Genomic DNA, 26,150 nt, shown 5'->3' with positions numbered 1-26,150 from the left:
TCCTCCTCTTTGACTGGTTTACAGCAGTCCGCTCCAGATTGATTTTTTAACTTGCTCTGTATTGCCGCCCGCATCGTCCGCTGTCTGCTTAGACGCGCCTCGCGCTTTTTCCAAAGCCTCGATTCGTTCAATCAGCGGGGCGAGCAGGTCCTCAACGAGCTTTTTCAGACGCTCGTCATCACCCGTCTGCTCCGGCTTTTCCTCCGTGTCTGTGTTTTTTTCAATCCGCTCAAGCCGTTTGAGCAGAGGGTAAAGCGCATGCTCGAATGATTCTTTCATGTCTTCTTTTCTCATTTCTTCAGTCTCCTTCCCTGTTTTGTCAGCCAGCATCTGCTTGAACACACTGAAAAATCCCGCCTTTTCAACCGGTTCTTCCTCATACACATCAGCAGTGCCCGCCATGCTGTAGCCGGTGATGATTCCAGCCTTAATCTGTTCCCACACCTCGTCAGACGCTCTCGTCACGAGCACCCACGAACCCTTTGCAATCTGCTTTGACCCGATCATAAAATCATCGGGCGCCACATATGACTCGACCACGACGCCGGTTCCGCCCTCAAAGCTGTGATTGATATCAATCTCCCGTGCCTCCGCGAGAAAGCCGTGCGCCGCTTTTTCAATTTCCTCAGCGGTCATAAAATCGCCGTGGGCATCAGGAACATCAGGCTCATACACGATTCCGTACACGAGCTTTTGTTCATCCTGCTCACTTTTTGTAAACAGCCGAACCTTTTTTTCAAATGACGGAGGTCCGGCTGACTTCGTAAAGAAAAATTCTGTCTGGTTAGCCGCCTTGTCCACATAGCTGACAAAGCTGATTTTGGCATTTCTTAATTCCCGCGCCACCTGCTTGATTCACCTCCCTTCAGGACGTTTTGATGTCTTCGATGCTTTCTTTCAGCTCCTGCATGAGCGCAGTCAGGTTTGTCTTTTCCGCATCCTGTCCTGCAGGCCGTTTATAAATTTCCTCAGGCCACTCCTCCAGCGTTTTTCCAAGCACCCGTCCGGCAAGGTCGCGTAAATCATTCGGCGAGACCGCTCCGGCTGTAATAAAAGGACCGAGCACTTTCGCAATCTCAAGCGGATCACGAAAGTCCGGTCCTTTTAATGTCAGCCTGACATCATGAATATTCAGCTCCGGCAAAAGCAGCGTGTTCAGTTTATTCACGAGCGTTTTTCGCTCCGGCTGAAAGACCTGCTCCTCCGTAATTTTTCTAGCCGTATCAGCTGTCGCCCGGTTGTATTCCTGAGCCTCGCCTGTATACAGCGGCGGGAGGCGGAACGCCGAGCGCAGCTTATTTCTGCTTTTTTCATCATATTCAAGAAACAAGGCGTCATTTTGCAGAATTTCCGCCAAGGATTTGATTTCCACGGACACTGGCGTAATATCCTCGCCTCCATGGAGATCCTTCTCTTTTGCGATTCCTTCCGCTTCAATCAGAAGAAATTTATGCGCGTTTTCCACGCCTTCAAGATCATTCATATACTCTTGCAGCTCTCGGTAAGAAGTTTCCGACAGCATCCCGTTTTCCACTGTGATTGCAGCGGGTACGTGACGGCCCTGCTTAAAATACATAAAATTGAGCTCTTCCGCTTTTCGGGCTCCGTATAAGTTGACGATATTGCCGACCCAGCGGGGCACGCCGTACACGCCGCTTCCGATTTTGAGGTGAATGGCTTCATTCGCTTGATGCTTTTCTGCTAATGTGTTTACATATTCACCCGTGCGCATGTCCATTTTTCGCGGATCGCCGTATTCCTTGAAAAATACTTTCTTTCCATTGATCATCTGCACATATTTTCGGAAGCGTTTTTGCCTTTTGATCCTTTTCATTTTCCCGTTTTCTTCATATACAAATGAGACCTCAACAGGTTCACCGGCTCCGCATACACGCATATTTTTCACATCTAAATATTCAATGCCGGCCGGTTTTCCCATCCCGTCGCGAAGCACTTCCATAAAACCGTTGCCTGTTTTTTCTCTGTCTTCGATGGCATAGCCTAAAATCATTTCGGCTGATTCGTCAAAGTGAAGACATTTATAGAAGGCTTCAAGTCTAGCCCATTCTTTTTCCGCTCTTTTCTTTTTCGTCTGATCAACGTCACTTGCGTTAACATCAAACGTGTACTCAACATCGAATCCAAAACCTGTAATATTCACTCTGTACGCATCAATGCATTGCTGAAGAATCGTCGAATATTCAGCAATGGTCTTAAGCTCGATGATGTTGTAGGGCGGTGCGATAATATCCTCTCCGTACAGCTCAGAAAAGTCATCTTCATAGATTTGCTTTGTCTGAGGAACGGCGGCATTGGCTTTGAACACAGTCGCTCTGACTGTTTGATTGTGCATCATTTATGACCTCCTCCTTTCCCGGTTGGGCCGGATTCGTTTGTGTGCTGTCTCTTTCATATCAGCAACCTCATAGTCATCTAGCGCATACCAAATGGCAGAAAGCGTATGCGGGTCAATCGTAAATTCATCCTCTAACAGCGCGCCGTTTTTATCTTTAGCATACGTTAGCGTCTTGAGCTCATAGATGACATTTTCACAGCGGTCCGAACAGAAGATTTTTTTGAATCGTTTCACCTTTTTGGTGTATTGAAGTCTGGAGCCGGGAAACTTTCTGGCTCCGACCATCCGAAAACCCTGCTGGCGGAAATATTGGATGCTTTTCGGCTCAGCAGAGTCGGCTTTGATCAATTCCTGTGTGTCAATAAACTCACGAAGCTCCTCAGCCGTCCTGTCATCTGTCATTTTGTTTTGATAATACTCCCAATAAATGTAGAGGTATTTTTTTTCAGGGTCGACAGCGAGCCGGACGACGGCATTGTAGGATTCCTCGAATCCAAAATCCATGCCTGTGCGAAATATCGGCTTGCTGATGGCTGCGATGCGTTCTTTTACTTGGCCATGCGGGAGCACCTCGAACTGCGGCAGCACTCTGATCCCGTTGACGCCGAATCGTCCTTTACGGGCAATTCGGTACAGGTCAGGATCATACACCTTGAGCCCGTCGAGCTGTTTCACATAGCTTTTCGGGAGAAAGAGGTTGTCATTCGCTGTGGAATGATGATAATACGTATCTCCCTTAACAATCGTCCGCTTTTCGTAAAGTTCGCTGTCATCAAGCACAAACCGTTTATTGCGTTCATCCCGAAAAAAATGCCGGTACGTCCAATTGGAGGTGCCGACGGGATTAGTGGTGCAGATCATATGAAGCTTCAGCTCAGGGTGGCGAAGACGTCCGATTAATTCCTTAAAGCCTTCATACTTCACCTCTGAGCACTCTTCAATCCATATTAATGAAATGTTATGAACTGACTTCAATTTTGCCGGATTGTCCATTCCTTTGAACATGATCCGGCTGCCGTTTTGAAACCGCAGCTGCAGCGGGGAAGAAAGGGATGCCACAGCCTTTGTGAGGCCGAGCTCTTCAATCACCTCTTGAAACAAGGCAAAGGTCGAATCCCGATGGGTATCGAACACCTCGCGGATGACAAGGGCCGTCCGTTTTTCCTTCAACAGCTTTAACACGATTTTCAATGCGGTATGATAGCTTTTGGATGAGCCGTAGCCGCCGACGAGAAACTGGTACGTCTGCTCCCAATTGAACACATAATCTTCGAAATGAGGGTTGATTTCTTTTACAATCATGGCTTGGCCTCTTTTCGTTTGATCATGATTTCAATCGGCTCTTGGCTGTCATCTGTTTTCTCCGCTTTTTGTTTTGCAAGCTTTAATTTTTCGTTTTCAATTTTTTGTTTAAATTGATCCGGAAACAAATCAAAATATAAGGACAGCTTCTCAAGCGCCTTCATTTTATCGGCAAGCTTGATGGCGATGCCCTCTTTGCCAAGCTTCGCTTCCGTCACAATGGTGCCGTCAACGAGCCCGGAATCTTTGACATCGACAAAGCTGATTTCCTTCATAATCGGGTTATCATCTTCATCAAACAGCGGTCCCGATTTCCCGACAGCCTGGACCTCTTTTTTTCCGAAAGTCACATAGTCCGTAATATCCGCAAAAGCGATCTTGATATAAACCTGCAGCACGTCCATCGCTTCAATAAACATTTCACTGACCATTTCTTTTTTAATGCGTCTGATTTCAGCAGCGACCTTTTCATTCTTTAACAGCCGGCTGCCCGTCACATGGGCGCTGTCCGGAGAATAGCCCGCTTTAATTGCTGACTGTGTGGCATTGAAGCTTTTGACGTAATACAGGCAAAACAGCCGCTGGCGTTCATTTAATTCCTCATTGTCTATCCGGCGCTGTGTTTGTTCGTTTCTGGTTTCAGAAAACATGGCTTCTTTCCATTTGTCTTGTTTTTTCCAGATGCCGATTGTTTTCGCGGAAACGCCGATTGTGTCCGCGATCGCCCGATTTGTGATCTTTCCTTGATGTTGTTGATAGATTGCTAATGCTTGTTCGCGCTGTTGTGTTTTCATGCTACGGCATCACCGCCACCTCCAGCATGGATGTCTATTCATAAAAGCGGCTGATCGTGCCAGCCGCTTATGTGTCATGCTCTATTCACTTATAGGTGGCAAACGTATGACAAGCTTTCAGGCAAGCGATCGATTCATTTCTTCCTGCTGTCTTTGCATCTTTACGATTGCCCGTTTGATGGTCGTTTGCACAGTTGATTTTTTCACACCGAGAAGATCAGCGATCCGTTCATAAGAAAAGCACTCTACCTTATGCAGCAAAAACATTTCTTTTTCTCTGTCCGTTAACAGGGATAACGCTTCTTGGATTCTCTCTCTGTCTTCTTCTGATACCTGCCCGTCCGGCTCAACCATCATTGTGCTTGAAAATGATTCGATGATTCTCGGGTCCTTGATCATCAGCCGCTGGTAGGCATCACGCCGGTCAATCGCCCGTCTGATGCCAGGCTGTCTTCCTTTTTCAAGCCATTCTGTTATATATTCAAGATCCGTGATGATATTTCTAATGATCTTTTTATCTTTCAGCTCCTCAGCTGAAAGCACGGATTCATCTGCTTCAGCGAGCGGTTTATATTGTATTCTTGTTTGTTTTAGCGTGCGTTTATATTCAAATAGTAAGTCTTGCATTCTATGATCCTCCTCATTTTTGGCAATAAAAAACGGACACCAATCAACGCACAAATGCTGTGCAGTTGATCAGTGTCCGCAGGCTTTCCGTCTTGGACGTATTCTGTTTTCGCTTTAATTTAATTTGTAGCCGATTTCAAACTCCACGCGGGCAAGGTCTCCCTTTCTCGTTTCGACGAGCGTTTTTCCATGCTCCGGCGCTTCTGTGATCCATGCTTCTTGCTTGATGCCATCCACAATGATCACGCGGATTTTTCCGTCCTCCAGCTGGCTCTCCAGCGTGATAGAATCAATATCTAGCAGTTTTTTAGGATTGATCATGTTTCTTTTCCTCCCTTTCCGGTGCAGCGCTTGTATTGGCTTTTTCTAATAGCTGAATAATGCGCTCCTTTGAATGAACAGAATTCCCTTTCAGAAAATCAAGAGCTGCTTTAGCCGCTTCCAGCAGTTCAGGTGCAGCCGCCATCAAGGCGGCATTGCTTTTTTGCGAATAAGAGCTGAGGTCAAATACAGCGGCGATCAGCCGGCCGTTTGAATATGGGAATTTTTCTTTTTCTTCTTCACTGTACGCTGAATAAATATAGATCGGTTTCGTATCCCCGCACGGGACAGCACGCCACGGTGCAGGGCTTTTCTCTGCTTGTTTTGTTTTTGCCAACACTTTCACTTCCCGTCATCCTTATACCATTGTTCAATGTTTTTTTCTGTTCGCTTTGCCCGAAACAGCAAAGCGATAAGAGCAGTCAGCTGTTTAATCATGGACATTCAGCCTCGCTTTTTCCGCTGTCAACATTTGCTCCAGCTTTCGAATGACCGGCGTTAAATCAGTGCCGGACCGGCAGTTCGGACATGGATGAAAAACGGCTCCAATTTCGGTATGCTCCACAATGACTTTCTTTGTTTGACAAAGCTTGCACATTATCTGACACCCTCCAATCTATGATTCAGCTCGTACGCTGCTCCTTTGATAATCACTAAATAGTCGCTGCACATTTCGTAGATTCTCGTGCCGAGCGCTTCATCGACCCGTACAAGTGTTTCAATCGTCAGCTCGCTTGAAAGCAAAATTGGTTTATGATTTAAGTAGCGGTAGTTAAGTACCGAATACATTTGCTCTAATTGCCAATCTGTGGCGCGCGGTTTGCCGTTAACCGGTTTAAACAGGTCATCTATGAACAGTACATCTGCTTGCTTCATCCGGCTCAGCTTCGCTTCCAAAAGGTCAAAGTCATTTTTCAGATCGGTAAAGCCTTCCACGAACGGAAAATAAATGACCGGCACATGGCGTGTTCTCATTAATTCATTGGCAACAGCGGTCAAAAGGTGCGTTTTCCCTGATCCGGGCTGTCCTAAAAGGGCGATGCTGTTTTTCCGGCTCTCCTTGATTTGTTCATAATCGGCCACATACTCTTTTGCGCATTCAAACGCGTCTTTTATGGCCTGCGGCTTTCCCTCCGTGCGGAATTCTCTGAAGCCCAGTTGTCTGAAGGCGTGGGTAATCTCGCTGGCACCGAGCAGCCGCTTCACTTTCCGTTCTGCCATGCAGCTGCACATTGTCCAGACTTCCAGGCCGTTCTGCCGGATGAGATAGCCTCCCTGATCCTTGCATCGCGGGCAATCATACCGGCTTGCGTCTGATTCGGCCGGTTTGTCCGCCAGTAATGGACGTCTCCCTCTTCGCAGCTCCTCTAAAATTTGCTCGATTGTTCGTTTTGTCATGTCTTTCCATCCTCTCATGTTGAATTGCGGCATTGTTTTTCGCCTGCTGCGCTAAAAAACGGTCTTCAATGAATTTTGAGCAGTAGCGAAAGGCCTTGATTGTTTCTGAAGCGGCGGTCCGCCGGTTTTCAAAGGCTTGAAAGCATTCCTCAAGCCATTTGATTGTTTGTGTTACAGGAACGCCAATGGCAACAATACGGGCGATGGCTTGATAATCTCTGGAGGAAGGATACACGGTGCGTCCTTCTTGAGCCGAACGTAATTGTGTAAACCGCTTCGCAATGTAATCCACTGCATCATCAGCAGCAGTATTTATATTTGTGTTATCTTTATCTGAGCGGACGTCTGTGTCCGGTGCCTGCGGCGAAAATGGCCGCTCCTTTATGCTCCGGTGTGCAATTTTGTCCGATCTGAAACTGAATTTTTTGGAATGCTTTACAGAAATCATCAGTCCGTATGGCGCGCGGACAGCCTTTATGTACTCATGGGTTTCGAGAAGCTCCAGCCATCTTCTGACGGTTTTCTCACTCACCCCGAAAACAGCCGCCATTTCTCTCGCTTTTAACGGCTTATGGCCAAGTACGATTCCCCAGCATACGCCGTCTTTTTCAATTTCTTTTGTTGTTGCGCTGATGAACCAGAGAAACAGCCATAGCGCCGGACCGATTTTGTCATAATGTTCTGAATTCAATAACCCTGAATACGTAGGAAAAGGATAGCTTTTATCGGTTTTCATTGTACGCCGCTTCTCCTTTTAACATCATGTATGTTTGAAACTGTTCTTGCGTTTCAAAGTGGAACACCGGAAGGCCGCATGCCGTAAACGATATGGTGCCGCCGGATTGTCCGAGATGGCGTTGATCTATGGGATTTTCACTAAAAACAATTTGGATTGGATACATGTGATCACTCTCCTGATCTGTTTTAGATACATTTCGTATCAACTGTTACCAAGTATAAACGATACGATCTGTATCATCAAGTTATTTTTGATACTTTTTTTATCATAACTTTATTTTGATACAGATTGTATCTATAATCATAAGTAACTTAGGGAGTTTAAAAAAGAGAGGTCATAGTATGATAGGCAGCAGATTGAAGAGTCTCAGAGGGAAAAGGACACAGGAAGAAATCGCATCTCACATCGGTGTGTCAAGGGCACGATATTCCCACTATGAAAACGGGCGAAGCGAACCTGATTACGACACACTCCAAAAGCTGGCTGATTACTTTCAAGTAACGACTGATTACTTATTAACAGGGAAAGACAAAAAATCCGATGACGATATGTTCTCAGATCCGGACTTGCAAGTAGCATACCGTGATATGCAGGATTTTTCCCCAGAAAGCAAACAGCAAGCCATTGAATTTATCAACTATTTAAAAGAAAAAGAGAAAAATCGGAAACCAAAAAATAAATAAATATTACTCTGTTCTCTAAAACATATGAAAAATAGACCGATATAAAGAAAAAAGTGTTTATTTTTTTAAGAAAAGGGAAAGATTTCAACACACTTTTCAGTCCTATAAGGGCTTTTCTTTCTCGCTAAAAACAGAACACACGTTCGAAAGGGAGTATTCAATTGGGCGATTACCTATCACATCTGGAGGAATACGTAAAAAATTTATACAGTCGGCTGGGCATCACCTCCCCCCATCACATTGACATGCTGAAAATCGCAAAGGATCTGGATATTTGGGTTCATTTTGAGGATATGGGGAGCATGATGGTCAAATACGACGGCATGTATAGTATCGTATTGAATCAGAGAAAATCACGGGAAGAGCAATGGGAAGATTTTGGCCATGAACTGTGCCACGTGTTAAAGCATGCAGGCAATCATTTTCAGATGAACAAGCTCTTCAGGGAACTGCAGGAATTTCAGGCGAATCAATTTATGTACCACTTCTGTGTGCCAACCTTTATGCTGTTGCAGATGGAACTGCCGCAATGGAGAAGCCAGGCGCTTGCCACAATCGCGGGGGTATTCCGGGTAACAAAGGAATTTGCTGAAAAAAGGCTTGAAATGTTTGAACGGCGTAAAGCAGGTATTCAATTTCAGAAGAGGCTCGCTTACTTATTATCACACAAGCGGCCAATTGTGTACGAGGAAGGCGATCAGCAGCACTTGCAGGTCGCTGAAGAAAAAGCGTTATATCATATCGGCAAATACAGCTGATCAAAAACGGGCTGGGAATATATATCCTCAGCCCGGCAGAAAAACTAGCATTTTGACATTGGGGGCATCGTATTATGCACCCACATTGGCGCCGGTTTAAGATGAGGCGCAGGCCCGAATGCAATCGGGGCCGGAATATACCGGAATTCTCCCCGGCCGTCAAAGGCTTCGCCATGAGCCCATCTCCCCTGTGAGCTTTCATCTCCTCTGGAAAAGTTAAACAGGTCATAGGCCACTTCCCGCTTTTCGAGCTCACGCGGGAATGTTGTTGGAACGACAATATCCCGTTCTCTTTCTTCCAGCTCTTTAATAGCCGCATACCACATATTTTGATGATAAGTATCCCTTGCAATCAAAAATGACAGCATATCCCTTACCCCTGGATCATCGGTCATCGCATACAGCCGAGTCACCTGAAGGCGTCCTTGAGATTCCGCATTTAAGTTTGCGCGAAAATCCGCCAGCAAATTCCCGCTTGAAATAATGTATTTGGCATTCCAAGGATAGCCCTCACTATCTGCTGGCATTGCACCCAAACCGGACACAATCGCATGCTGAGGATTCATTCCTGACATAACTGCTGCAATGGCGGGATTGCTTTTATAAGCATCCTCCTGTACATCGGCTGGTGCATTATCCAGAAGCCTGGAAATCATCGTCGCCAACATTTCTACGTGTGCAATCTCTTCAGTACCTACGTCACATAACAAATCTTTATATTTGGCGTCCGCCCTGCAGTTAAAGCCTTGGAACAAATATTGCATCATGACACTGATCTCACCGAATTGGCCGCCCAGTATTTCTTGAAGTTTTTTTGCATAGACAGGATCAGGACGTGCTGGCTTTGCTTGATATTGAAGCTCTTTTATATGATAAAACATATTCATTCCTCCCTACACTTTCGCACAACCCCAGCGTATGAAGGAATAGGCCGATCGTGCAGGTCCCGTTATATTTATTCATAAAAGCCAAGCTTAATGGCTTCCACATATCGATAAAACAGATCGTTTTGTGTGTAACTTTCATCACGGCAGCCAAAATTGCGGAATAACGCCTTTCGCTGTGCCGTGCTTACTTCCAATTGCAGTCCCATTTCCCTCTTCGTCCGATTGACAATATTTTTCGGATGGACACCTGCCAGCCGGTCTTTCTCACTCGTGAGCTCGGCGCTGAAGCCAGCTTCATTCAGCTGCTCACAAATGCGCTTGGCTTTTTTACGGTCCGCGCCTCCGACCAATGTATGCGGAGTTTTAGGATCATGATACCCATGAAATGCTAATGCGTAATGGTGGGCATTCACTTTTTCTAAAGCCAGCGGCTCGTCAAAACGAGTGCTTGTCAGGTGCAAGGAACGGTTGTTTCGCTGCTTCACACCTTCAAACAAATAAATGGAACATTGATCGGAAAATGCCCGCACCAGCTCACTGACGCCAGGCTCAATTCTGCCGCCGTGGACACCGAGGACGATAAGCTCACTTTCGTTTTTCTCCTCATAAATAATCCGGTACTCCGATTCAGAAGCAGAAAGGGCTGCAAAGCTGTCATACATATCTTTCATTTTGAATGCTCTCCTTTACCAGTCAGCACCAGTTTACTCTACTCGCCTATGTATGAAAACCTTTTTTATAGTATGATTTGATAGAATACGTATTAGGAGGTATATCATGGGATTTATTGAAGGATTACTTGGCAATGCGTCAACACTGTCAACGGCTGCGGTGAAAGAAGAGCTGGCTCATATTTTACTCGATGGTGAGAATGTCGGTGCCGCGTTTAAATTGGTTCGCGATTTAATTGTCTTTACTGACAAGCGGCTTATTCTTGTAGATAAGCAGGGAATCACAGGAAAGAAAACGGAATTTCAATCGATTCCGTACAAAAGCATTTCTAGATTCAGCGTGGAGACTGCCGGCCGCTTTGATCTTGATTCAGAGTTGAAAATTTGGATCTCCGGCGCAGAACTTCCCGCTGTCTCAAAGCAGTTTAAAAAAGACGATAGCATTTATGATATTCAAAAGGCTCTTGCCGCAGTTTGTATGTAAGAAGAAAACGGAAGCTTGGCTGCTTCCGTTTGTTGATTACAGCTTTTCCTCTATTTTCGCTTTCGTTTTCGGACCGTAAATGCCATCTGCCGTTAATCCGCTGACAGACTGAAAACGTTTCACGGCATTTGCTGTTTTCGGGCCATAAACGCCGTCAACGCCGTGATTTTTCGCTCCTTTATCAGGGTAAAAATAAAGGGCAGCTAAAGCAGTCTGCACCTGCTTTACGTTTGTCCCTTTCGTTAGCGGGCTTGTCACTTTGATCACTCCCGATGGGAGCGGATAGGAAGACGCGGCATGGCTTTTAGAAGAAGTTGCCGCCTGAGACAGTTTAATCACCTGTCCGACTTTGATGTGATCAGGGTCGGTGATATGATTTATGCTTTGCAGCGTTTTCACACTGACACCATGTGATGCGGCAATCCCCGACAGTGTATCGCCTTTTTTCACATGGTATTCAGACGACGAAGAAGAGACTGAAACCTTTTTCGCTGACACGGCTCCGTTTAACTCCTTCTCAATTGCCGCCTTCACTTGATCCCAGCGCCCCTCTGATAAAATACGGTGTGGGCAGTACTTTCCGCTCCAGTCCTGATGCTTTCTCACTCGGTCTATTCCCCAGCCGCGCTCTTTCAAAAGCTGAGCCACGAAAGAAATCGCCAAGGCTTCGGCGGCCTCATATTTTGGACCTCCCGATTTGCTGTAGCAAATCTCGACGCCGATTGATTTGCGGTTTCCTGTACCGTTAGTGCCGTCACCCGTGTGCCAGGCGTTTCGGTTTAGCGGCAGACCCTGAATCACCTCTTTATCATCCACCGCAAAGTGAAAGCTTGTCGAGCTGGTGTTCCCAATCATATAGCTGATTTCATTAGCCGCTGACGCATCATTTGCCGTGTTGTGAATGGTAATGTATTCAGCGGACATCGCATTGGGGCACTTCAGCGCGTATTTCGCTTCAGAAACCAAATTTTTCTTCACTTGAATGCTCACCTATCATCTCTCCTTTTTCTTTTTCATAAATAGGTGGCATTCGTAGGACGAAAAGCTCATATCATCCGTCACCGGTATATGAATAATTGTGTTAAACTGAAGTTCAATAGGAGGGATATGAGATGAATACGTACTTAATGCTGACAACGAGAACATCAATTCAATCAGGAGCATGTAGCCGGCCACTATGAATTTTTGGATCGCTTACAGGCAGAAAAGCGCTTAAAAATGTTCGGGCCATTCAGCGACGCCACAGGCGGAGCCTACGTCATCGAAACAGCTTCTCTGGAAGAAGCGGCGGAAATCGGACATGCAGATCCTCTGGTGGCAAGCGGATCTTCTGAGCTGACCATAAAAGAATGGAAGCTAAAATAAAAAAGACCCCTGAGGGTCTTTTTTGTCATCATCATGTTTGATTGCGTGCCGCAATATGGAATGTTTTCCCCTCTGCGTCTGCTGTTTCTCCTGCATGGACCATTACCTGAGTAAAGCTAAACCCGATCGCAACGAGCAACAAACCTGACATCCATTTAGATTTCATATAAACAATCTCCTCTCTGGATTTGTTTTTGTGCGTGCACCATTTTCTCATAAAATGAAAGTGCTTTTTCGGGCTGTCCGTTTTCTATATAGAATTGGGCAGCATCATGCGCCAGCTCTTCAATATAAGGATACAGCATATGTTCTTCAAGAAATTGAAAGGTGTGTGAGACTGATTCTGTGTCAATGTTTTTTCCATATAACGCATGTAAAAATTGAAAAAGCTCCACAAATAATTCATCACTGTATTGACGGGCGATTTCCAATCCTTCACGATACTGTTTTTGCGCTTCGGCATCATTTTTTTGTTTATACAGAACCTGTGTTAAAGAGTAGATAGAATGCGGAAGATTATCGAACTTTTCCGACTTGCAAATAGAAACAGATTTCTCAAAGTATTCGGCTGCCTTTTGCAGTTCACCCATTTTCTCATAGCAGTTGCCGAGATTGTACAGGGCAGAACTGATCAGGCGGGGATTGCCTTCTTTCTTTGCAAGATCTAAAGCCAGTTCTAAGTGGGGCAATGCTCTTTCTGGATACTGCATATCATCATAATTTCCTGCAATAACGAATTCACATTGGATTCTGCGGACGGTGTACGTTTCATACATTTGGTACGTTTCTAATGCCTGAACGGCGTAGCTCATCGAAACATAGGTTTGCTTTAAATTGTAAAAAATCTCGGCCATCTTAAAAGCAAACTCGGCCTTCTCAATATCATCCGAGACGAGGGCAAGATTCTTTTCTGCCCGTTTATAATACATCATGGCACTGACAAACATTTTCTGCTTAAATTCATACATTCCTCGAAAAAAATTAAAGTAATACTCGAGAAGCCCTGTCAGCTTGTACTGATTCCCTTCAATGTCTTCTAATAATTCTGAAAACTCTAGCTGCGACGTGTCCTCTCCAAAAGGCTTAATGTAATCCAGCATGACACGATGTCTGAACTCCATTAAAGAATAATACAGCAGCAAGTCTTGATCTTCTTCCATATCCTCGATTTCTCTTTCTACTTCGAGCTTGACCCGTTCGGCTTCAGCAACGTGGAACTGCCGGATATGGGTATACCATTCATTAATTTTAAGCCCGACATAAGAGGACGGAATCGTCTGCTTCATCCTCAATTAATCCCCCCTTTTGAGTTACCCGAGATATGTCATATTTTATCATATTTACAAGAAAAAGAAGAACGCAAAAAGACCGCAATTGTCGAATTTCGGCTAACCGCAACAAAAAAGCGCGGGTTTTTCAAAAACCCGTGCTTTCTTTTAGTGAAAACCGACTTTGTTTTTTTCCATCCAGCTTCCTTGCCGGCTTTTTCTTTGCTCTCCTGTCATGTCTTTCACCATGGTTTCAATATGATGATTCCCTTCTTGGTGCCATTGAAGCGCTGAAGATACATATAATTCTCCCAGCTGTGCAAAGGAAAAGCCTTCTGTAAGCTTTGAGGCGTTTTTTATTTCTTCTTCACTCAAAAAGATGTCAAAGCCTCTCATTTTCATATATTCCAGCCGCAGCTCCTTATCCGGAAGCCCGATTTCATAGGCACGGTCAAATCGTCCTGCACGATTCATCAAACCTGGATCGATCTCTTCGGGATAGTTTGTCGTGCCGATGAGAAATAGCCCCTCTTTTGATGTCGCGCCGTCCAACGTATTGAGAAAAAAGGATCGCACATCTTCCGGCATCGAATCTATATCCTCGATGACGAGAACTGCAGGAGCGAGGCGTCTCGCTGCCTGAAAGACTTCTTCTATTGTCTCGCTCGACGTAAATTCAGTAATTTGCCAATAGGCAACAGGTGCATCGATACTGCCTGCGATCGACTTCACTAATGTCGTCTTTCCGTTTCCAGGAGGTCCATATAACAGAATGCCGCGCTTGTACGGAATGTCATACGTTTGATAAAACGATTTATCACTATGAAAAAACTGATCAATTGATCTGTATATCTCTTTTTTCAATAGCGGATTCATGATTACCTGACTCCGCTGAACCTCTCTGACAATCGCTTCCTGCTCTCTTGAAGTTCCTCCATCTCCATCCGTAAAAACGGTCACTTTCCGCTTGCTTTTTTCCCAGAGACGCGGTCTGACTCCCTCCAGAAATGCACGCATCTTTTCATCGTTAACCGCAAACAGACAATCAAAACTCATGATGCTCCCATCTTGAAAATAAGGAATTCTGGCAAAAGCAACTCCCTTTTCAGGATACGCGTATACACTGTTTCTTATAGACTTATGGACGGTATAATCCGGTTCTTTTTCATCTTCATCGTAAGCAAAGGTTTTCTTTTCAAGCTTTTCAAATATATATGCCACATGCTCAGGCTCCAATGAACCGCTGCGGACATCTTCTACAAGAAGCTCCCAGTATTCCGTGTTCGGGTCATCACTGGCATAGAGCTCATAGAATATACCGTATTGATCATAAAGCGTTTCTTCAATCCGTGTGATAAGGTAACCGAAAGTGCCGTAGCCCGCTGCAGCTCTTTCATTCTCTTTTTCTTCGTACTGATAAATGAAAGGTATGTTTGTCATGTTTATACTCCATTTCATATTTTGTGAACGTTATATATACGATTGACATAGCATTTTGTTTCATCCCACAGCATATTACTTGTGAATTGATAACCGTTGATATAGGATTTCATTGCACCATTCATTTTTACATATGGAGGAGATCATATTGAGCCAATCCAATCAAATTGTCAGCCATTTTTTATCCCATCGAAACGTGACCAATGAGCTTGCTGAAAAAATCAGCAAAGACCATTACGGCTACAAACCGGCTGAAACGTCAATGTCAGCGGAAGAGCTGGTCAAACACATTCTTACGTCTTTCCACTTGTTCGCAAATGTCATTAAAGAAGGCAATGCTTCACCATTTCAAAACAAGCAGGAAGAAACAGAAACAGATCTCAATGTTCTGGCAAAAACTTATACAGAAAAAACGGCCGCTATCCTTGAACAGCTGACTGAAGAGCAACTGGACAGAGAAATTGATCTGACAGCCGCTTTCGGCAGAAAAGTCACAGGCAGCGCCCTGCTTCAGCTAGCAATGGAGCATGAAATTCATCATAAAGGCAACCTGTTCGTTTATGTGCGGGAAATGGGCCACACAGAGCTTCCTTTCTATCAGCAGCGCATGTAACGTAAACGAGAAAAAAGATACCTGTTTAGGGGTATCTTTTTTTATGCCTCCGGCTCACTTCCAGATTTCGTCCAGACACTCATTATAGGTCAAATGAATAAAGATATTGAGCAAACCAAAATCCCAAGCAGCTAACCGTGCAAAAATTCAAAAAATTTAATTGATTAACGCGATCTAATCATATATAATCTGATAAAAATAGTCGGGTTTTCAGGAGGCCTTTATCATGAGTGTAAGCATCATATTGATGGGTTTGTTTGTCGGAGCCTTAGTCGGATTGACGGGAGTGGGCGGAGCGGCCTTATTAACTCCTCTTTTAATTGTGCTTGGAATTAATCCTTCCATCGCGGTCGGTACGGATCTTGTATATAACTCGATCACAAAGCTGTTTGGCGTTGCCTCCCATTGGCGGCAGAAAACAATTAACTTTAAATTAGTAAAATACTTAGCCATCGGCAGTATTCCGAGTGCGTCGCTAGCCATTGGCATACTGCATTTGTTCCCCGCCTTTCATCAGCATCAGGAAGAAATTATTAAGCACGCTCTTGGCTATGTGTTAACGCTAGTTGCCATTTCAATCATCGTTCGTTTGTTTTTGGATAGAAAGCTTCGCCCGAACCGCTGGCAGCTGATGCCGCTTGAAAATAAGCGGGCGCTGACGATTTTTATTGGTGTTGTGTTTGGATTTATTGTCGGATTAACATCCATCGGTTCCGGGTCATTATTTGCAATTGCCATGATCTACTTATTCAACATGAAAGCGTCACAGATTGTCGGAACAGATATCGCGCATGCTTTTCTTCTCGTTACGGCAGCAGGCATTTTGAACGCAAGCTTCGGAAGCGTGGATTACATGCTGGCAGCTAACCTGCTGATCGGTTCGATTCCCGGCGTGCTTATCGGGAGCCATCTCTCGCCTCGATTCTCCCCGCGTCCGCTGCAATTTATTATGGCGTCCATCATTTTGGTCAGTGGCTTAAAATTGATCTAATGAAAAAGGCTATCCTCCGGAGGATAGCCTTTTTCATTATAACGTCACACCCGATTTAAAAATGGCAAGTTCTCTGAAATCATTTTTTTCATGGTTCACAAGCTGACCGCTGGCCACTTCAATCATATAGTGGATAAACTCCCGCAGCACAAATTCCTCATGCACATCATCCTCCGCTAAAAGACCTGCGTTAAAATCAATCCAATGCGGTTTCGCCTCGTACAGCTGAGTGTTTGTCGCTACCTTCACTGTCGGGACAAAGGTGCCGAACGGCGTGCCTCTCCCCGTTGTAAAGAGGACAATTTGGCAGCCCGCCGCCGCCAATGCGGAGGAAGCGATCAAATCATTGCCAGGCGCGCTCAAAAGCGTCAGCCCTTTTGTCTTGAGCACTTCGCCGTATTTCAAGACATCCGCGACAGGAGAAATCCCCGCTTTTTGCGTGCAGCCCAGCGATTTATCCTCAAGCGTAGAAATACCTCCTGCTTTATTGCCCGGTGAAGGATTTTCGTACACCGGCTGATCATGTTTTATAAAATATTGTTTGAAATCATTGATTAAATCGACAATTTTATGAAACACTTCTTCATTGGCAGCCCGCTGCATCAGGATGGTTTCCGCACCGAACATTTCCGGGACTTCCGTCAGCACCGTGCTCCCTCCCTGAGCGATGATATAATCTGAAAAATGGCCAAGCAGCGGGTTTGCCGTTATACCGGAAAAACCGTCCGAACCTCCGCATTTCAGCCCGATTTTCAGTTCGGACAGCGGAATGTCTTCTCGCCTATCCCCTTTGGCCGCTTCATGAATCTCCTTCAGCAAAGCAACGCCTGCCTCCATTTCGTCGGTCACAGACTGGGATTCGAGAAATTTCACCCGATTCAGGTTCACGTCCTGCAGTGCTTCCTTCATTCCTGCCAGCTCATTGTTTTCACAGCCAAGCCCTAACACCAAGACACCGCCGGCATTTGGATGGCGAATGGCATTCAGCAGGATTTGCTTCGTATTTTCGTGGTCGTCGCCAAGCTGCGAGCATCCGTATTGGTGTTTTAACACGAGCACGTTATCGAATGGAGCGATATCCCCCGTTTCTCTGACAAAACGCTGGAGCATTTTTTCAGCTATCCCATTGACGCAGCCGACAGTTGGCACAATCCACAATTCATTGCGTACACCGGCAGCTCCGTTTTCTCTTTTAAATCCTTTAAACGTCCGGTTCTCATTTGAGTACGGATTTTCATCAAATCTCGGTGTATAGCTGTATGTTTGGATATCAGACAGGTTTGTTTTTGTATTATGGACATGAATATGCTCTCCGATGGATATATCTTGTGATGCATGCCCGATTGGAAACCCGTATTTGATGATGCTGTCGTTTTCTTTGATAGGCTGAAGCGCAATCTTGTGGCCTCTTTTTATATCATCCTTCACTTCAATCGACATGCCATCCGCATTCAGCCGCTCTCCCTTCTCAATATCCCGCAGAGCAAGAAGGACATTATCTTGTTTATGAATCTTTATAAATGACTTCATCGTACCTCTCCCCTTTGTGTGCAGCATTGTTCAAGAGCCCGCTGCATTCCCAGCTCATGAATATGATTCAAGTAATCAGCGACTCTCTCAGTCAGCCTCGGTATCTCGTTCAGATCTGCCCCCCACAGCCGCTCTTCGCCTAACACCCTTGAGGCGATACGGAGCATGTCTCCATTCTCCTGATGCCACACCTCTTTGAAAAATTGAAGAACAGCCGGATCATCCTGCAATTTCTCGTTTCCCTGATAAAAATACAAAAGAGCGCTGAAAGAAAACACCAAGCGTTCAGGAAGCTGTCCCTTCTGTTCAGCATATTCCTGAATGGTCGGCAGGTTTCTCGTTTTGAATTTGGAAACGGAGTTCAATGCAATGCTTTCTAGATAATGCTTAATATACGGGTTTTTGAAACGATTCAGCACATCATCAGCATATTGAGAAAGCCCTTCCATTTTTAAAACAGGAAGAATGTCGTCACCGATCATCTCTCTAATAAACTGCCCCACTTCCGGATGCTCGACAGCATCCCGCACAGTTTTTAAGCCGTATAATAAAGCAACTGGCGTCATTGCCGTATGAGCGCCATTTAAAATTCTCACTTTTTTAATCCTGTAAGGGGTCAGGTCGCTGACAATCTTTGTATGGAGCCCGGCAGCTGCAAAAGGCAGTTCTTCCCCAATCCAATCCGGCCCCTCGATAACCCATAAATAATACTGCTCTCCCACAACTATCAGTTCATCTTGATAGCCCAGATCTGCAGTAATCTCATCAATGCTGTCGACAGGAAAGCCCGGGACAATGCGGTCTACTAAACTATTACAAAACGTGTTGGCATCATGAATCCACTGTGTAAACCCTTCTTCCAGCTTCCATAGATCTGCATAATGAAGAATCGTTTCCTTCAGCTTTTCGCCATTATTCTCGATCAGCTCACATGGGATCAAGACACAGCCTTTAGTCTGATCTCCTTTAAAAGCTTGATAGCGAAAGTAGAGAAATGCCGTTAATTTCCCAGGGAATGTTTTTTGCGGCCTATCCTCTAAACGATCTTTTTCATCACATACGATACCTGCCTCAGTGGTGTTGGAAATGATAAACCGCAGCTCTTCACTTGAAGCCAATTCTTTGTAAGCTTCATAATCAGAAAACAGATCAATTCCGCGGCTGATTGAGTTGATAATCATATGCTCGTTTACCGCTTCTCCGTTTTTCATTCCCTGTAAAAAAAGCGTGTATAAACCATCTTGCTGATTTAACCTTTTGATTTTTTCTGACCCTCTTGGCTGCACAACTGCGACGCTCCCATTAAAATCAGTGTGTTGATTCAATTGATCAATCTGCCAATCGACAAATCCTCGAAGAAAGTTCCCTTCTCCGAATTGGAGAATTTTTTCCGGATACTGAGTATAGTGATCGTACACACTTTTATTTAGCTTCTGCATCTTCATTGCCTCCCTCTCTCATTTATGCACACGTTAACATTTTTCTGTATAAAGAATGCCCGCTGAAAACGGGCCATCACGTCGTCAATCGTCTGACTGAATCACGCACCATGAATTCTGTGTTCTCCAAGATTTTTTTTGCTTTTGTTTCCGGCTCGCTGATCAGCGTCAATAGTTTTTGCGCGCCAAGCACGCTGATTTTCTCTACTGGACGCTTCACTGTTGAAAGCCTTGGCGTAATGTATTGTGAAAATCCAATATCATCAAAACCGATCACTGAAATATCATCAGGAACGCGCAGGCCCTTTGCGAATATCGCATTCATCGCTCCGATTGCCATGTCATCATTCGAACAAAAGACAGCAGTTGGAGGATTCGGCAGTGCCAGCAGCCGCTCCATCGCTTGAAAGCCGCTTTCCATATCGTATTGCCCTTTGACACTGTATTCATGTTTGATCGGAATATGATGATGAATCAGTGCGGCTAAGTAGCCTTCCTTACGCTGCTGGGAGGATTTAAAGCCTTCGATTCCCTCGATGATGGCGATATCTTGATGTCCGTTCTTAATGAAGTATTCTACAGCTTCCTGAGAGCCTTCTTTGTCATTGGACAAAATATTCGTGATGCTGCGGTCATCAATATCGCGATTCAGTACCACAAGCGGGATGTTTTTTTCTCGAATATGATAAATAAAAGAATTATCAATGTCACTTTGGCTCATTAAAATGATGCCGTCATATCTCATCGGCGTAACGGAGTCATAGTTTTTCAGATCATCGATGCCGCGCACATAGAGATTGTAATCCTCACTTATGGCTTGATTTACGCCTTTGATTGTGTCAGCAAAGAAGCTGTGTGAAGTTCCGTTTGTGATGCTTGTAAAGAAAAGCCCGATCGTATGTGACTTTTGCATCGCCAGGCTTTTCGCGTTTACATTCGGTGTATAGTTGAGCTGTGCTGCGAGCTCTAGTATTTTTTTTTTCGTATGTTCTTTAATGTAAGGACTGTTGTTGAGTGCTCTGGAAACGGTTGTGTGGGATACGTTTGCGAGTTTTGCGATATCTTTTATGGTTACCATCTAATTCCCTTCCTTATCATACCGGCTGCGATTAGTTACTGTATATTGTATCATCAAACATACCGCCTCTCCCACTATATTTCCAGATTAATAAGACACCGGATTCTCCGCTTCTGTTCCTGCTGGTTTGCCGATGATCGGACGGACAAAACGAATAACAGCTAGTGAAGCAAAGACAGCTAACCCTCCGGCAAGCAAAAATGCTCCAGAAAACGTGCCCGTTCGGTCAACAATAAAGCCGGTTAAAGCCGGGCCTATAATTCCTGCCGTGTTAGCAAGGAAATGCATGAATCCGCCTACAGAACCGACATTGTTTTGATCAACCACATCTTGAATGACAGCCCAATAGATAGCGCCTGTCAAATAGAGAAAGAACACTGATAAAGCGACAAGTGTGACAGCGCTCGCAGTAGTTGTCACAAGCCCGGCCAAACCAATCAGGACCGCTGAGGAAAACAAACATGAGACAAGCACAACCTTGCGCGAGAACAGCACACCTTTTCGGGCTGTTTTTTTGTACACATAGTCGGAAACAAATCCCCCCGCTGCAAGGCCGATAAAGCCTAAAATCCACGGAATGACCGTGATGACACTCATCGATTCAACACTTAGTCCCCGCTCTTCAACAAGGTAGCTCGGAAACCACGTCAAAAAGAAGAAGAGGATGTAGTTGTAAGCGAAAAAAGCAAACGCCGTAAACAGGACTGTTTTTTGCTTCAGGTAAAAGGTGAGCGGAATTTTTTCTCTAGGAGGCATTTCTGCTTTGATTGCCGGTGCATCCCCCATCGCTACTGGCGGCTTCTCTTTGACAAACTTGAACCAGAGCACTGCCCATATTAATCCAATAATCATAATGAGAACGAAGGATACCTTCCAGCTGAACGCGATTGCGATCATGCCGACGATCGGGCCGGAAATGGCTCCCCCGAGCGGCGTTCCGCTGTTGGTCACACCGACAACGGACGCCCGCTGGGTCGGCGGGAACCAGTTATTCACCATTTTGTTGATGGTCGCAGACAGCGGGCCTTCTCCCATTCCGAAGAGGATGCGTATAATCAGCAGGCTGACAAAACCAAAGGCGAGGGCGACTGCTCCGCTGAACAGCGACCAAACGACCATGGCGACAAACAAGGTCATCTTTGCCCCGTAGCGGTCAGATGCCACGCCCCCAAGAAAGTTAAAAATGGCATAACCAATCGAAAAACTGCTGAAAATCAAGCCCATTTGCGTGGCAGATAATGTGAGATCATCTTGAATAAAAGGAGCTGCAATGGAAAGTGCCGAGCGATCCAGGTAATTAATCACTCCTGCCAGGAACAAAAAAAGGATAACGGGAAGCTTATCTTTTGAGAACATCTCAACCTCACCCCTATGTTGGTTCAGCTTCTGTTGCGCTGCTTTCGTTACACGCCTGAATAAGCCATAAATCCTCCATCGACAGGAACAGTGACCCCGGTGACAAAACCGGAATAGGATTCATCCGCCAGCCAAAGAAGTGTGCCGAGCAGGTCCTCTGGTTTTCCAAAACGCTTCATCGGTGTTCCCGCAATAATTTTGTTAGAACGTCCGGTTAAGGTTCCGTCTCGATTGATCAGCAGATCATGATTTTGTTTTGTCAGAAAAAAGCCTGGGGCAATCGCATTGACCCGCAGTCCGGTTTCAGCAAAATGAACGGCCATCCACATCGTAAAGTTATTGATCGATGCTTTGGCGGCACTGTATGCCGGAACCTTCGTCATAGGTGAATAAGCACTCATTGAAGATAGATTGATAATCGCCGGTGAATCAGCCTTCAGCAGCTCTTTTCCAAACACTTGAGAGGCCAGAAACGCACCGGTGAAGTTGGTAGAGAATACAGTTGAAAAGCCCCCCTCATCCATATCAAAAAAGGATTGGCCTTCTCCTGCTTCTACATATGTCTCCACATCGGTTATCGCGTCAGGATGATTGCCGCCAGCCCCGTTAATTAACAGTTCGACAGAGCCAAATCGGCCGAGGATGTCCTCCTTTGCCTGCACAAGTGACCTCCTGTCCAGCACATCCGCAGAAACAGAGCAAGCTGTGCCGCCAGCCGCCATAATCTGCTTCACGACCGCTTGGCCTTTTTCAGCCGTCCGATTCAATATCGCCACCTTCATGCCATGGCGGGCAAGCTCCCGGGCCATCGCTGAACAAAGCACGCCGCTGCCACCAGTGATGACAGCCGTTTTACCAGCCAGGTTCTCATGCAGCGGGATCATACTTCCACCTCTTTTTTTGCCATTGCTTCATAGGCGTCCCACAGCCCGTTCAAATACATGATGCCAAGTGCCCGATCGTATAGGCCATATCCCGGGCGGCATTGCTCACCCCAAAGATGGCGCCCATGATCCGGTCTGACATATCCTTTGTAATCCTGCTTACGCAGTTCTTCCATCACGCCTTGAATGTTGATCGAACCGTCTTTCGTCAGATGAGATGTTTCAATAAAATCGCCATTCTCAAAAATTTTCACATTGCGAATATGTGAAAATGGAGCGATGCCGGCATACGTCTTAGCAATCTCCACCATGTCATTAGCGGGATTGGCTCCCATTGAACCTGTACAAAGAGTGATGCAATTAGACGGTGAATCCGATATCGCCCTTAGCCTCCTATAGCTTGCCTCCCCTGTGATAATACGCGGCAGCCCGAAGATCGGCCATGGCGGGTCATCCGGATGAAGGGCCATTTGAACACCGTGACTTTCTGCAACCGGAAGAATTTCCTGCAAAAAGAATGATAGATTGTCCCATAGCTGTTCTTCATCGACCGTTCTGTAGGCTGCAAACAGCTCTTTGATCCGAGCTAATTTTTCGGGCTCCCACCCCGGCAGTGTCATGTCAGATGCTTGCTCCACCGTCCGAATCAGCTCTTGGGGCTCAAGGCTCTCCACCTTGGCCTTTTCAAAAAACAGAGCGGTTGATCCATCTTCCAGTGGACGAAACATGTCCGTGCGTGTCCAATCAAAAACCGGCATAAAATTATAGCAGATCACTTTCACGCCAAATTCGGCAAGATTGCGGATGGTTTGTTTGTAGTTTTCAATATACCGGCCGCGTTCTTCGTTACCGAGTTTAATCGCTTCATGAACATTCACGCTTTCTACAACTTCAGTATGAAAACCATAGGATTGAATATATTCGGTCTCGGCTCTGATTTCTTCTTTTTCCCATACATCGCCGACAGGTTTTTGATGGAGAGCCCAGACGATGCCTTTGACTCCGGGAATTTGCTTCACGTGTTCCAGTGTGACTGTATCGTTGCCTCGGCCATACCATCGAAATGTCATATTCATGTGTACACCTCCGGATTCAGTGGATTAATCAAACGTGATAACGGCTTTTCGCACCTGATCTGGATGCTCCTTGATAAACTGAAATGCGTGATGGACGTCATCTACTGAAAATGTATGGGTCACCAGCCCGTTATGCGCTAACCGTCCTTTATTCAAAAGCTCTACCACCTTGGGAAACTGATTGGTCTGCAATCTCGATCCGGTTATCGTGACTTCTTTTTTTGTAATCGGCAGCTGAGAAATTTGTGCCGCTTTTTCATCAAATCCAAGCACCACCACATGTCCCGCGGGAGAAACGACCTCAACTGAAAGCTCAAAAGTCGCCGGCAGACAAACCGCATCAATGACCACATTGGCTCCTTCATTCCCAGTCCATTCCCGGACCCGCTCAGCAACATTTTCTGTTTGGGCATTCACGACAGCGTCGGCACCGTTTTCTTTCGCAAATGCCAGCCGCTCGTTATTCAAGTCAGTCATCATGACGGCAGCGCCCGCCAGCTTAGCCATTTTCAACACACAGATCCCGATGGGCCCCGCTCCCTGAATCAGAACGGTATCACCTTTTTCCACCTGGCCCCTCCACACTGCCTGGGCGCCTATCGTGTAAGGCTCGGCCATGACCGCTTCTTCCCAAGGCAAGTCCTTTGATACAACGTGAAGCTGCCTTTCCGGAAGCACTACATATTCCCGCATGCCGCCATCCTCATGTACGCCAAACACAGAAAGCTTGGCACAAACATTCGGGCGCCCTTTGCGGCAGGCGTAACACGTTCCGCAATAAGAAATCGGCTCAATCACAACGTGGTCACCGGTTTTAAGGCTCTGTACATTCGCCCCAACTTCCTCTACTTGTCCCGTTACCTCGTGTCCGATGACTCTCGGGAGGGTGGCGAGCGGATTCGTGCCATGATAAATGTGCATGTCTGAGCCGCAAATCCCGACTCGCTTGACTTTCACGAGCACTTCATCATCCTTTGAAAGAACCGGCTTCTTCATCTCCACAGTCACCAGATCATACGCTTTTCGCACTTGAACCGCTTTCATTTTTCTCACCTGCTTTTTAAGAATTCATACACGCTTCGAGCAATTGATATTCCGTGTTCCTTATTTCTTTCTTCATGCAGCTGCTCGATCTCGCCGGGCACATACACTCTCTCGACTCCAGCAGCCGGCGGTGACTGCTGCAGTTCATCGAGCATGGCATCCATCTGCTCTAAAAACGTATCCCGGTCGGTAAAAAAGGACGGATTGATCGCGCAAACGTAATGTCCCAGCTTTCTTTTTTGATCAAGGCCGCTGTACATTTTGGCGATATGAGGGCCAAAAGCCGCGCCCGCCAGCAATCCGGAAAACACATCTACCACAATAGATAGTCCATAGCCTTTTGGGCCGCCGAAGGTTGAAAGTGAGACGACCTTGTAAGGATCGGTTACTGCTTCTCCGTTTTCATCGACCCCCCATCCCTCAGGAATGTCTTTGCCCTCTTCACGGGCATGCAAAATCTTCCCAAAGGCCACTTTGGATGTCGCCATATCTAAGATAAACGGTTTCTTATGCTTAGCCGGAACACCGTAAGCAATCGGATTTGTCCCTAAAAAAGGAGACCTCCCCCCAAATGGAACAACGATACTGTCCGTATGTGTCATTGCCATTCCGATCAGCTTTTCTTCAGCTGCTTTTTGCACAAAATAGCTTAGCGCTCCGCAATGGCTGCTGTTTACGGCCGTGACCATGCCGACTCCGTTTTTCTTCGCCATGTCAATTGCACGGTCCATCGCCATATCACAAATTACATGGCCGAAACCATCATCTCCGTCAAGCACGCCGGTCACAGGCCCCGTTTCTTTAAAATCAGGATGTGCTTCGGGATTGATCCCTCCCGCCCTTAGCCTGTTCACATAGTGCTCTGTTCGCAGCACCCCATGCGAATGTACAGTGCGTAAATCGGCGTGCACGAGGACATCTGCTACTTTTTCAGCATCTTGTTCATTCAAATGGGCACCGATCAGCTTGACCCGAACGAGTTCCTTTGCTTCTTCAGCCGGTATTGTTACCGTTTTCAATAAAGTGCCTCCTTTCTTTCTTTTCAG

Annotated in this window: 30 protein-coding genes and 1 pseudogene; 6 read left to right on the top strand and 25 right to left on the bottom strand. The window is 45.8% G+C overall.

What is annotated here, in order from left to right:
• Nucleotides 1-18: 18 nt before the first annotated feature.
• The 11 genes from GYO_RS29155 to GYO_RS29100 form a co-directional block, all read right to left on the bottom strand.
• Nucleotides 19-846: an XkdF-like putative serine protease domain-containing protein gene (locus GYO_RS29155; RefSeq protein ID WP_014113475.1), complete on the bottom strand. Its 828-nt coding sequence runs from the start codon at nt 844-846 to the stop codon at nt 19-21.
• 19 nt (nt 847-865) lie between these two features.
• Nucleotides 866-2,353: a phage portal protein gene (locus tag GYO_RS29150; protein ID WP_072182470.1), complete on the bottom strand. Its 1,488-nt coding sequence runs from the start codon at nt 2,351-2,353 to the stop codon at nt 866-868.
• Between the two features lie 3 nt (nt 2,354-2,356).
• Entirely contained in the window at nt 2,357-3,658 is a 1,302-nt protein-coding gene (locus tag GYO_RS29145) for a PBSX family phage terminase large subunit (protein ID WP_014113473.1), read from the bottom strand.
• The gene (gene xtmA, locus GYO_RS29140; RefSeq protein WP_014113472.1) at nt 3,655-4,452 is read right to left on the bottom strand and encodes a phage terminase small subunit; all 798 of its coding nucleotides are present in this window, start codon (nt 4,450-4,452) and stop codon (nt 3,655-3,657) included. Before xtmA ends, GYO_RS29145 begins: the two co-directional genes overlap by 4 nt.
• 117 nt (nt 4,453-4,569) lie before the next feature.
• The gene (locus GYO_RS29135; protein ID WP_014113471.1) at nt 4,570-5,079 is read right to left on the bottom strand and encodes a sigma-70 family RNA polymerase sigma factor; all 510 of its coding nucleotides are present in this window, start codon (nt 5,077-5,079) and stop codon (nt 4,570-4,572) included.
• Nucleotides 5,080-5,193: 114 nt separating this feature from the next.
• Nucleotides 5,194-5,400, bottom strand: coding sequence for a phage-like element PBSX protein XtrA (gene xtrA / locus GYO_RS29130; RefSeq protein WP_014113470.1), 207 nt, complete (start codon nt 5,398-5,400; stop codon nt 5,194-5,196).
• Nucleotides 5,387-5,746 (bottom strand): XkdD/Y8K6 family phage-associated protein, encoded by a 360-nt coding sequence (locus GYO_RS29125; protein WP_014113469.1) that lies wholly within the window; start codon nt 5,744-5,746, stop codon nt 5,387-5,389. Before GYO_RS29125 ends, xtrA begins: the two co-directional genes overlap by 14 nt.
• 84 nt (nt 5,747-5,830) lie before the next feature.
• A complete protein-coding gene (locus GYO_RS29115) occupies nt 5,831-5,998 on the bottom strand; it encodes a hypothetical protein (protein ID WP_014113468.1) in 168 nt (55 codons plus the stop codon).
• A complete protein-coding gene (locus GYO_RS29110) occupies nt 5,998-6,798 on the bottom strand; it encodes an ATP-binding protein (RefSeq protein ID WP_072182446.1) in 801 nt (266 codons plus the stop codon). Before GYO_RS29110 ends, GYO_RS29115 begins: the two co-directional genes overlap by 1 nt.
• Nucleotides 6,698-7,534: a hypothetical protein gene (locus tag GYO_RS29105; RefSeq protein ID WP_014113466.1), complete on the bottom strand. Its 837-nt coding sequence runs from the start codon at nt 7,532-7,534 to the stop codon at nt 6,698-6,700. The genes GYO_RS29110 and GYO_RS29105 overlap by 101 nt, the downstream gene beginning before the upstream one ends.
• Nucleotides 7,521-7,700: a YjzJ family protein gene (locus tag GYO_RS29100; protein WP_003220557.1), complete on the bottom strand. Its 180-nt coding sequence runs from the start codon at nt 7,698-7,700 to the stop codon at nt 7,521-7,523. The genes GYO_RS29105 and GYO_RS29100 overlap by 14 nt, the downstream gene beginning before the upstream one ends.
• A gap of 178 nt (nt 7,701-7,878) precedes the next feature.
• On the opposite strand from GYO_RS29100, the gene xre reads away from it, so the two are divergent.
• A complete protein-coding gene (xre, locus tag GYO_RS29095; RefSeq protein WP_003220555.1) occupies nt 7,879-8,220 on the top strand; it encodes an HTH-type transcriptional regulator Xre in 342 nt (113 codons plus the stop codon).
• A gap of 161 nt (nt 8,221-8,381) precedes the next feature.
• Nucleotides 8,382-8,978, top strand: a complete 597-nt coding sequence (locus GYO_RS29090) for an ImmA/IrrE family metallo-endopeptidase (protein WP_014113465.1) — start codon at nt 8,382-8,384, stop codon at nt 8,976-8,978.
• A gap of 44 nt (nt 8,979-9,022) precedes the next feature.
• Here GYO_RS29090 and GYO_RS29085 read toward each other — a convergent pair whose 3' ends face one another.
• Complete coding sequence (locus GYO_RS29085; RefSeq protein ID WP_014113464.1) at nt 9,023-9,859, bottom strand: manganese catalase; 837 nt, start codon at nt 9,857-9,859, stop codon at nt 9,023-9,025.
• Between the two features lie 74 nt (nt 9,860-9,933).
• Nucleotides 9,934-10,536: a poly-gamma-glutamate hydrolase family protein gene (locus GYO_RS29080; protein ID WP_014113463.1), complete on the bottom strand. Its 603-nt coding sequence runs from the start codon at nt 10,534-10,536 to the stop codon at nt 9,934-9,936.
• A gap of 106 nt (nt 10,537-10,642) precedes the next feature.
• Between GYO_RS29080 and GYO_RS29075 the strand changes: the two genes are divergently transcribed.
• The gene (locus GYO_RS29075) at nt 10,643-11,020 is read left to right on the top strand and encodes a PH domain-containing protein (protein WP_014113462.1); all 378 of its coding nucleotides are present in this window, start codon (nt 10,643-10,645) and stop codon (nt 11,018-11,020) included.
• A 36-nt stretch (nt 11,021-11,056) separates the two neighbouring features.
• Here GYO_RS29075 and GYO_RS29070 read toward each other — a convergent pair whose 3' ends face one another.
• Nucleotides 11,057-12,010, bottom strand: coding sequence for an N-acetylmuramoyl-L-alanine amidase (locus tag GYO_RS29070; protein ID WP_014113461.1), 954 nt, complete (start codon nt 12,008-12,010; stop codon nt 11,057-11,059).
• A 122-nt stretch (nt 12,011-12,132) separates the two neighbouring features.
• Here GYO_RS29070 and GYO_RS29065 point away from each other — a divergent pair.
• Nucleotides 12,133-12,385 (top strand): annotated as a pseudogene (locus GYO_RS29065) (YciI family protein).
• A 31-nt stretch (nt 12,386-12,416) separates the two neighbouring features.
• Here the strand turns inward: GYO_RS29065 and phrA are convergent.
• The 3 genes from phrA to yjoB form a co-directional block, all read right to left on the bottom strand.
• The gene (phrA, locus tag GYO_RS29060) at nt 12,417-12,551 is read right to left on the bottom strand and encodes a phosphatase RapA inhibitor PhrA (protein WP_014113458.1); all 135 of its coding nucleotides are present in this window, start codon (nt 12,549-12,551) and stop codon (nt 12,417-12,419) included.
• Entirely contained in the window at nt 12,541-13,677 is a 1,137-nt protein-coding gene (gene rapA / locus GYO_RS29055; protein WP_079288553.1) for a response regulator aspartate phosphatase RapA, read from the bottom strand. Before rapA ends, phrA begins: the two co-directional genes overlap by 11 nt.
• A 144-nt stretch (nt 13,678-13,821) precedes the next feature.
• Nucleotides 13,822-15,093, bottom strand: a complete 1,272-nt coding sequence (yjoB, locus tag GYO_RS29050; RefSeq protein WP_014113457.1) for an ATPase YjoB — start codon at nt 15,091-15,093, stop codon at nt 13,822-13,824.
• A 148-nt stretch (nt 15,094-15,241) separates the two neighbouring features.
• On the opposite strand from yjoB, the gene GYO_RS29045 reads away from it, so the two are divergent.
• Together GYO_RS29045 and GYO_RS29040 are read left to right on the top strand one after the other, a co-directional pair.
• Nucleotides 15,242-15,706, top strand: a complete 465-nt coding sequence (locus GYO_RS29045; RefSeq protein WP_014113456.1) for a DinB family protein — start codon at nt 15,242-15,244, stop codon at nt 15,704-15,706.
• Nucleotides 15,707-15,932: 226 nt separating this feature from the next.
• Complete coding sequence (locus GYO_RS29040) at nt 15,933-16,697, top strand: sulfite exporter TauE/SafE family protein (protein WP_014113455.1); 765 nt, start codon at nt 15,933-15,935, stop codon at nt 16,695-16,697.
• Nucleotides 16,698-16,733: 36 nt separating this feature from the next.
• Here the strand turns inward: GYO_RS29040 and GYO_RS29035 are convergent, their stop codons facing one another.
• The 8 genes from GYO_RS29035 to allD all read right to left on the bottom strand — a co-directional run bounded on the left by GYO_RS29035 (nt 16,734) and on the right by allD (nt 26,123).
• The gene (locus GYO_RS29035) at nt 16,734-18,227 is read right to left on the bottom strand and encodes a UxaA family hydrolase (protein ID WP_014113454.1); all 1,494 of its coding nucleotides are present in this window, start codon (nt 18,225-18,227) and stop codon (nt 16,734-16,736) included.
• The gene (locus GYO_RS29030) at nt 18,224-19,666 is read right to left on the bottom strand and encodes a tagaturonate reductase (protein ID WP_014113453.1); all 1,443 of its coding nucleotides are present in this window, start codon (nt 19,664-19,666) and stop codon (nt 18,224-18,226) included. The genes GYO_RS29035 and GYO_RS29030 overlap by 4 nt, the downstream gene beginning before the upstream one ends.
• A 76-nt stretch (nt 19,667-19,742) precedes the next feature.
• A complete protein-coding gene (locus tag GYO_RS29025; protein ID WP_014113452.1) occupies nt 19,743-20,744 on the bottom strand; it encodes a LacI family DNA-binding transcriptional regulator in 1,002 nt (333 codons plus the stop codon).
• Nucleotides 20,745-20,831: 87 nt separating this feature from the next.
• A complete protein-coding gene (locus GYO_RS29020; RefSeq protein ID WP_014113451.1) occupies nt 20,832-22,100 on the bottom strand; it encodes an MFS transporter in 1,269 nt (422 codons plus the stop codon).
• 47 nt (nt 22,101-22,147) lie between these two features.
• Nucleotides 22,148-22,984: an SDR family oxidoreductase gene (locus GYO_RS29015; RefSeq protein WP_014113450.1), complete on the bottom strand. Its 837-nt coding sequence runs from the start codon at nt 22,982-22,984 to the stop codon at nt 22,148-22,150.
• Nucleotides 22,981-24,060, bottom strand: a complete 1,080-nt coding sequence (gene uxuA / locus GYO_RS29010) for a mannonate dehydratase (RefSeq protein WP_014113449.1) — start codon at nt 24,058-24,060, stop codon at nt 22,981-22,983. The genes GYO_RS29015 and uxuA overlap by 4 nt, the downstream gene beginning before the upstream one ends.
• A gap of 24 nt (nt 24,061-24,084) precedes the next feature.
• Nucleotides 24,085-25,104, bottom strand: a complete 1,020-nt coding sequence (locus tag GYO_RS29005) for a zinc-binding alcohol dehydrogenase family protein (protein ID WP_014113448.1) — start codon at nt 25,102-25,104, stop codon at nt 24,085-24,087.
• A gap of 5 nt (nt 25,105-25,109) precedes the next feature.
• Nucleotides 25,110-26,123, bottom strand: a complete 1,014-nt coding sequence (gene allD, locus GYO_RS29000) for an ureidoglycolate dehydrogenase (RefSeq protein WP_014113447.1) — start codon at nt 26,121-26,123, stop codon at nt 25,110-25,112.
• Nucleotides 26,124-26,150 lie beyond the last annotated feature (27 nt).

The organism is Bacillus spizizenii TU-B-10 (assembly GCF_000227465.1).
Classification (GTDB): Bacteria; Bacillota; Bacilli; order Bacillales; family Bacillaceae; genus Bacillus; species Bacillus spizizenii.
This window is presented reverse-complemented; position numbering and strand designations above follow the sequence as displayed.